The following is a 6,321-nucleotide window of genomic DNA, read 5'->3' on the forward strand; positions in this document are numbered from 1 at the left end:
AGTAGAAACAGACCGTCCAGTCACTTAAGACTGAACGGTCTGTTTCTACATATTCAAATATTATTCGCCTGGTTCGAAAGAGGGTCTCAAGTGACCGTTCTCAGCCAATTCATCTAAAAAGTCGTAAACTTCCTGGCTGGTCATGGCCTCAACGAGTGCCTGGATTTCTTCTGAATCCTGGTTGTCTTCACGGGCGACGAGGGTCTGCGCAAAACGGTTTTCTTCGTCTGCCTGCAGGATCAGGGCATCTTCAGGTGTCAGATCAACGGCCGCAATATAGGTTGGGTAGTTGAACACTAATTCCACACCGTCTTCATAAGCCGCTGTCAGGTTCAAGAGGTCGACATGTGTGAAGGTGAAGTTGTAGGGATTCTCAACAACATCGGCATCGGTGACTTGAGATTTATCGACGTCCGGATCCAGCGTGATCAAGTCATGCTCTTCAAGAGTCACCAGAGCGCGCGCTTCATTGGTCGGGTCACTCGGGATGGCAACTTCCGCACCATCTTCGATGTCTTCGAGAGAGTCATAAACCGGTGAATAGAAGCCGACGATGGCATTATAGATCGGTTGGATGGCCACTAAATTGCCGTCACGTTCTTCATTGAACATTTCCATGAAGGGTTCGTGCTGGGCAAAGTTGGCATCCACTTCTTCGTTAAGCAGGGCTTCGTTGTACTGGATATTGTCGGATACTTCGACAAGTTCCACTTCATAGCCCTCTTCGATTACGTCTCCGGCGATCTCAACGACATCGGTCATCGGAGGAAGGTGAGAAGCGACACGGATGGTCACTGTTTCTTCCGTTGTCTCTTCTGTTCCTTCGTTTGCGGCATCTTCTGTCGTTTCGTCAGCTGCACCGCAGGCGGATAAAAGTAAAGCCGTGGTTCCCAGTAATAATCCTTTTTTAAACATAATAATGATCTCCTTCTATAGTAAGTATTTTTATCGTTTATCTAATTTCTTAGCCAGTTTGAGTCCCAGCCACTGGAAAATCTCGACCAGGATGATGATCAGGACGATAGCCGTGTACATAATGTCGGTCTCATAGCGCTGATAGCCGTAGCGGATGGCAAAGTCACCGATCCCGCCGCCGCCGACCACACCCATGATGGTGGAGTAGGAAACAAAGCTGATGACGGCTGTGGTGAAGCCGATGACCAGACTGCTCCGTGCTTCCACGTACAAGAATTTCCAGACAAGCTGCCAAGTCGTCGCCCCCATGGACTGTGCCGTTTCAATGATCCCTTTAGGAATCTCTTTCAAGGACTGTTCCACAAAGCGTGCGTATAAGGCGATCGCAATGACCACCATCGGGAAAGAAGCAGCGATCGGGTCTCCCGTCGCCCGGCCATAGACCTGTCTGATAAAGGGCTGCATAGCCACGACTAAGAGTAAAAACGGAAACGACCGGATGATATTGACCAGCGCGTTGATGATGCGGTTGAGCAGACGGTTTTCTGTTGCCTGTCCGGAGCTGGTCAGATAAAGCAGCGTACCGACTGGAATCCCCATCAGAATGGCTGCCAGCATGGCGAAGAACAGCATGATCCCTGTTTCGCCTAAACTTTCCAGCATGCGCGGAAGGTATTCAAGGACGCGTTCGATGTACAAGCTTATACTTTCAGCCATTGCTCAACACCTCGATCGCCCGCTCGTGATAAGGTTTGACATTGCCCCGTTCGTCTGACCGCTTGACGCCGATGACCTCTCTGACTTCACCCTGGTCCATGATCGCTGCCCGCTGACACAGTTCCTTGATGACAGGCAGTTCGTGGGTCACCACGACGATCGTCATTTTGAATTCTTTGTGTGCTTTTTTCAGGACCTCGACGATTTCTTCTGTGGTGTTCTGGTCCAAAGCTGAGGTCGGTTCATCGCACAGTAAAATGTCCGGTCGGGTGATGAGGGCACGGGCGATCCCCACCCGCTGTTTCTGCCCACCGCTAAGCTGAGAAGGGTAGCTGTTTTTCTTGTCTTCCAGACCAACGAACTGGAGGACCTCTTCCGTTGTCAATGGATCAGGATAATCATGCAGTTCCAAAGGCAGATGCACATTTTCTGCAACGGTTTTATTGTTCAGCAGATTGAACTGCTGGAAAATCATACCGATGCGTTTCTGCATATCCCGTAAGTCTGCTTTTGACAAATGTGCAACCGCAACGCCCTCAATGGTCACTGATCCCTTAGTAGGTTTCTCCAGAGCGTTTATCAGTCGGAGGAGCGTTGACTTCCCCGCACCGCTCTCACCAATGACGCCAAACGCCTCCCCTTCATGAATGGAGAGCGTAATGTCTGACAACGCAGTGAAAGAACGGTCTTTTTCCTTAAATGTTTTAGTGATGTGATCAAATTCAATCATCTGTGTTCTCCTTTCTCACAATGTTTACCGGTAAAATGTGAGACACAAAAGTAACATGCTTCATTATAGAAAGTCTGAGGGAAAAGCGCAAAGTGAAAACGGTTCCTACGCTTTTAATGATTTTAGCGAAGGGTTTCTTAGACTAAGTATAAGTCAGAATAAGCTGGTATAGAGGGATTTGTAAAAGAAATGAAAGAGAAACCACCGCATCACTAAAATGCAATATTGTTTTTAGGGTGAGGTTTCACGCTGAAGGCAAACAAAAAACCACTAGCTGCCAGGCAGCTAGTGGTAAAAAAAGGAGTGGTCAGCCAATGCTTGGAGGAGCACGGCTGCCATAAAAATAAGTTGGTTGTTGTGGGTATGAGTTAAGTATAGAAAACAAATTTGAATTATTTATGATGAATATATGATAAAGTTTAGCCTTTTTTATATTTAGGGTCCTGTGGATGAATAAACCGCCAGAGGAAGCCGTGGGCACATAAAAAACCACCTTTTCCTCTAGAAAAGGTGGTTTTGGGGATAAGACTTAACGTCTAATATATGTCATTTGAGAAAAACCATTCAATCCGGGGAGAATGAACAATGGTCTCAAATAAATTTTCTTTTCACAGATTCAACAGACGTTTCGGGGGATTCCTCTGTTTTATCCGTTTGGGGAGAAAAGAAACGTGTACTTATTTTCCACACTATGAGTTTACCAAATCATGAGGTGTGAATCCTTAAAAACATCTAAGGATTCGCCACGTAAAAATTATAATTTACTCACTTAATGCGTCGGTGATCGCTTTATTGAAAGCGGGCAAGTCATCTGGTGTACGACTTGAAATCAGACCGGATTTATCTTTAACGACTTCTTTATCCAGGAAGTTCGCACCGGCGTTTTTTAAATCGATGGCGACCTGACTGACGGATGTAATGTCTTTGCCTTTCACTACTTCGGCATTGATCAACAACTGTGGGGCGTGACAAATGGAAAAGATGGGTTTTTTGTCCGCGAATGCACGCACGAAATTCAGGAAACGCTCATCTTTACGCAGTTTGTCCGGTGAATATCCGCCTGGGATAAGCAGGGCATCATAGTCGTCTGGCGCGACCTCATCGATACTCTTGTCGATCGTTACCGAGGCATTGCCTTTTTTGCCTTCCACCGTTTCACCTGCTTCAAATCCTATGGTCTCAACGGTGTGTCCAGCTTTTTCCAGTTCTTCTTTCGGTGATGTGAATTCGACATCTTCAAATAAGTTGGTTAGTACGGCTGCTACTTTCTTACTCATGATTAAAAATCCTCCTTATAATCAATCTAATATCAGTTTATCGCTCCTCGATTTTATAAACAAGCAAAACGATTACTCAAATCGAAATGAAATCAGCTGAAATATTCATTGTTTTGAATAAACTGTGTTATGATGAAATTAAATAAAGTATACAGTTTTCACTGAATGGGGGAGATCAACTTTGAACATAGCTTTGATAGCGCATGATAAAAAGAAAGACGATATCGTTAAAATTGCCGGTGCGTACAAACTGATTTTAAGCAAACACAAGCTTTACGCCACGGGGACAACAGGTAAGCGGATCATGGATGAAACGGGCTTGGATATTCACCGGTTTAAATCCGGCCCGCTTGGAGGCGACCAGCAGATCGGCGCCTACATTTCCGACAATAAAATGGATCTGGTGATTTTCATCCGTGATCCATTGACCTCTCAGGCACATGAACCGGATATCTCCGCTTTGCTGCGCTTGTGCGACGTGTATGAAATTCCACTGGCTACAAATATGGGTTCAGCTGAAGTGCTGCTGCGCGGACTGGATGCCGGCTTTTATCAGTGGCGGGACATGACTAGAGGAACCGATCGTGACACTTTACATTTTTAAGTGCGGCATCACCCATGTATTTAATTAAAGGAGACAAGCATGCTAATTGTTATCGGGATAGCTTTAATCGTATATGGATATTTTTCGTTCAAATATTCTGAAAGATGGGCGCAAAACGCCAGGGAACGGGCGGCCCGTACTCAGTTTCCAGACTGGTTTCCTCTGCTTATCCGAGCAGGGGGGATTCTGTTTATTATAACCGGCATACTTTTGCTGCTGGCTGATGCATTACTATAAAAAATATAAAACAGAGAGGATTTTACACTTATGATTATCGGACTACCCAAGGAGATAAAGAATAATGAGTTCCGTGTGGCCTTGACCCCGTTCAATGTTAAACGTCTTTTGGATAGTGGACATGAGGTCCTGGTCGAAAAAAATGCCGGCGAAGGCAGCGGCTTTACTGATGCCGAGTACAGTGCAAATGGTGCCAGACTTATTGATTCAGCTAAGGAAGTTTGGGATAGTGCAGATATGGTAATGAAAGTGAAAGAACCTCTGAAAGAAGAATATGAGTACTTCCGCAAAGAACTGATCCTGTTCACATACCTTCATTTGTCTGCCGCGCCTGAGCTGACAAAAGCACTTGCCGACAATGAAGTGACGGCTATCGGCTATGAAACAGTCACAAAAAACGGTGCGCTGCCTCTTTTGACGCCGATGAGTGAAGTGGCCGGGCGCATGGCTGTCCAGCTGGGTGCTCATCACCTTGAGAAAAAACAGGGCGGCAAAGGCTTACTGCTCGGCGGCGTGTCCGGTGTCGAAAAAGGAACGGTGACCATTGTCGGCGGTGGTGTCGTGGGTGAAAACGCGGCGCGTATGGCTATCGGCATGCGTGCCAAGGTCAACATCCTGGAATTGAATCCGGAACGTATGCGTGAACTGATCCGCCTGTTCGGGAATGATGTTCAGACTCTGGCATCCACCCCTTCGAATATTGCCAAAGCAGTCAAGGAATCTGATCTGGTCATCGGATCCGTCCTGATTCCGGGCCATAAAGCGCCTAAATTAGTGACTGAAGAAATGGTCAAATCCATGGAAAAAGGATCTGTTATCGTGGATGTCGCCATTGACCAGGGCGGGAATTTTGAAACATTGAATGAACCGACCACTCATGACGAGCCGACATTCGTGAAACATGGGGTGGTTCACTATGCTGTAGCGAATATTCCAGGTGCGGTTCCTCGAACGGCGACACTGGCACTGACGAATGATACGATTCTATATGCGCTCCAACTTGCCAATAAAGGCGTGACTGAAGCGATGCGAGCCAATGACGGTCTAGCAGCCGGTATGAATGTTTATAAAGGAAAAGTGACGAACGAAGCCGTAGCCAACGACTTGGGTCTTGGCTATACTGAATTATCTTCACTCCTTTAAAGAGGGGAAACAAAAAGACAGGCTGCAGAAATTTCTGCAGCCTGTCTTTTTCAGATCATATTACCTGTCTTTTAACCGACTTCCGCCTCTTGGAGTGAAAGAGTAGTATTTAAAGCACCATAAAGCACTCAGTCCAATTAAAATATAAACGATGCGCACACTCCATTGGTCGACTTCGCCGAGTAAAGTTTCGACTATGTTAAATCCGAACAAGCCGATAAGTAAAAGATGTATGCCACCAATGATGAGTAGAGTCAGCGCTGTGCGGTCTATTATTTTCACTATAGGTCCTCCTTCGTTCGCTTCTACTCTTATCATACGAAATTTATGCAAAAATGTCGATTGTTTCTTATCGAAAGTATGCGTCAAGTTTTTCTCGGTAACCTTTAACTAGTAGAATTAACAGAAATTATGTTGTGTTAATATTTTTAGGAAAATGCCTGGCCTAATTTCCCAATGAAGCTACTCACAGGGCCAAAGTTGGATATTTTCCCAGTTTGAACAGTGTGTGTGGTTGAACGAGGCTTTTTCAAAGCCTGACGGACTGCTCCCTTAAGATCTTCACCTAACGGTTCAACGATAGAATCAACTTTTGTGGTCAAAGCTTTTTCCAGAAGACTGTTTTGCTCTGCTGTTAGTAATGCTACGACATTAGCTACACCTGATTTTGTCCAACTACGTCCCTGTCTTTTCGTCCG

At 45.7% G+C, this 6,321-nt stretch carries 8 protein-coding genes and 1 pseudogene; 3 read left to right on the forward strand and 6 right to left on the reverse strand.

Features of this window, described 5'->3' with window-relative positions:
* Positions 1-60: 60 nt before the first annotated feature.
* The 4 genes from BM049_RS10785 to BM049_RS10800 form a co-directional block, all read right to left on the reverse strand.
* Positions 61-915: a MetQ/NlpA family ABC transporter substrate-binding protein gene (locus BM049_RS10785; RefSeq protein WP_091531588.1), complete on the reverse strand. Its 855-nt coding sequence runs from the start codon at positions 913-915 to the stop codon at positions 61-63.
* A gap of 30 nt (positions 916-945) precedes the next feature.
* Positions 946-1,632 carry a methionine ABC transporter permease gene (locus BM049_RS10790; RefSeq protein ID WP_091531589.1) on the reverse strand — a complete coding sequence of 229 codons (687 nt, stop codon included), beginning with the start codon at positions 1,630-1,632 and terminating at the stop codon, positions 946-948.
* On the reverse strand, positions 1,625-2,362 hold the full coding sequence (locus BM049_RS10795) for a methionine ABC transporter ATP-binding protein (RefSeq protein WP_091531592.1): 738 nt from the start codon (positions 2,360-2,362) through the stop codon (positions 1,625-1,627). The genes BM049_RS10790 and BM049_RS10795 overlap by 8 nt, the downstream gene beginning before the upstream one ends.
* A 761-nt stretch (positions 2,363-3,123) precedes the next feature.
* Entirely contained in the window at positions 3,124-3,639 is a 516-nt protein-coding gene (locus BM049_RS10800) for a type 1 glutamine amidotransferase domain-containing protein (protein ID WP_091531594.1), read from the reverse strand.
* 181 nt (positions 3,640-3,820) lie between these two features.
* Between BM049_RS10800 and mgsA the strand changes: the two genes are divergently transcribed.
* Genes mgsA through ald form a run of 3 tightly spaced genes read left to right on the forward strand, consistent with a single transcriptional unit; the run spans position 3,821 to position 5,623 of the window.
* Positions 3,821-4,243: a methylglyoxal synthase gene (gene mgsA / locus BM049_RS10805; protein ID WP_091531596.1), complete on the forward strand. Its 423-nt coding sequence runs from the start codon at positions 3,821-3,823 to the stop codon at positions 4,241-4,243.
* Positions 4,244-4,282: 39 nt separating this feature from the next.
* Positions 4,283-4,480: a DUF6199 family natural product biosynthesis protein gene (locus BM049_RS12225; RefSeq protein ID WP_091531599.1), complete on the forward strand. Its 198-nt coding sequence runs from the start codon at positions 4,283-4,285 to the stop codon at positions 4,478-4,480.
* Between the two features lie 30 nt (positions 4,481-4,510).
* Positions 4,511-5,623: an alanine dehydrogenase gene (gene ald, locus BM049_RS10815; RefSeq protein WP_091531602.1), complete on the forward strand. Its 1,113-nt coding sequence runs from the start codon at positions 4,511-4,513 to the stop codon at positions 5,621-5,623.
* Between the two features lie 60 nt (positions 5,624-5,683).
* On the opposite strand, the gene BM049_RS10820 is transcribed toward ald, so the two are convergent.
* Together BM049_RS10820 and BM049_RS11915 are read right to left on the reverse strand one after the other, a co-directional pair.
* Entirely contained in the window at positions 5,684-5,905 is a 222-nt protein-coding gene (locus BM049_RS10820; protein ID WP_091531603.1) for a DUF378 domain-containing protein, read from the reverse strand.
* A gap of 146 nt (positions 5,906-6,051) precedes the next feature.
* Positions 6,052-6,321, reverse strand: a pseudogene (locus BM049_RS11915) (ISLre2-like element ISAot1 family transposase); the annotation flags it as partial.

Origin of the sequence: Alkalibacterium subtropicum, from assembly GCF_900112455.1 — a bacterium.
In the GTDB taxonomy this organism is placed as follows: domain Bacteria; phylum Bacillota; class Bacilli; order Lactobacillales; family Carnobacteriaceae_A; genus Alkalibacterium; species Alkalibacterium subtropicum.

Excerpts from the sequence above, each read along its gene's own strand:
- BM049_RS10785 (WP_091531588.1), bottom strand. The coding sequence starts at position 915 with ATGTTTAAAAAAGGATTATTACTGGGAACCACGGCTTTACTTTTATCC.
- BM049_RS10790 (WP_091531589.1), bottom strand. The coding sequence starts at position 1,632 with ATGGCTGAAAGTATAAGCTTGTACATCGAACGCGTCCTTGAATACCTT.
- BM049_RS10795 (WP_091531592.1), bottom strand. The coding sequence starts at position 2,362 with ATGATTGAATTTGATCACATCACTAAAACATTTAAGGAAAAAGACCGT.
- BM049_RS10800 (WP_091531594.1), bottom strand. The coding sequence starts at position 3,639 with ATGAGTAAGAAAGTAGCAGCCGTACTAACCAACTTATTTGAAGATGTC.
- BM049_RS12225 (WP_091531599.1), top strand. The coding sequence starts at position 4,283 with ATGCTAATTGTTATCGGGATAGCTTTAATCGTATATGGATATTTTTCG.
- ald (WP_091531602.1), top strand. The coding sequence starts at position 4,511 with ATGATTATCGGACTACCCAAGGAGATAAAGAATAATGAGTTCCGTGTG.